This is a genomic window from Pseudomonas sp. 2822-17, assembly GCF_002742485.1.
Taxonomy (GTDB): Bacteria; Pseudomonadota; Gammaproteobacteria; order Pseudomonadales; family Pseudomonadaceae; genus Aquipseudomonas; species Aquipseudomonas cyclaminis.
This window is the reverse complement of record NZ_LJRZ01000289.1, coordinates 1-461: the sequence shown is the minus strand read 5'-3', so window position 1 is coordinate 461 and position 461 is coordinate 1. Positions and strand designations below refer to the sequence as shown.

Sequence of the window (461 nt, the reverse complement as noted above, 5' to 3'; positions counted from 1 at the left end):
TACTCCATCTGAATGATGTATACTATCAAAAAGTTTTCTCTGTTCCCGCCTTTTTTCAAAAAGTACAGCTAGTATTTGCTTCTTTGTTATCCCATTTTGTTCTAAATTTGTGATAGCAATTTCAAGTGCTGCGGACTGTTCAAAAGAGGAAATCACTAACATTCTATCAACCTCATCTTCTGTTTTGGATAGATAACCTAAGTTGTTGATATTCTTTCTCTAAGTACTCTGACTGTTCAGTTTTATATGTCTTGTTATATTCTACTGCGAGTGAATAGGCTTCGTATAAAGCAAATCCAAATAGTGAAGGCATAAATAATGCCCACTGTGCATCGATTAATTCTGTAGCTTCACTAAAATTCCCTAATAATGTTAGATGGACAGCAGGAAGGAGATTTGAATAATAAGTGCAAATAATCCAAGAAAGTAGAATAGCAAACCCTGACGGTACCCTCTTCAAA

1 protein-coding gene is annotated in these 461 nt (G+C 34.7%); it reads right to left on the bottom strand.

Annotation, left to right across the window (positions count from 1 at the left end):
• Nucleotides 1-172 precede the first annotated feature (172 nt).
• Nucleotides 173-461 (bottom strand): hypothetical protein (locus AOA60_RS33295; RefSeq protein WP_218240560.1); only part of this gene is annotated, 289 nt, incomplete at its 5' end.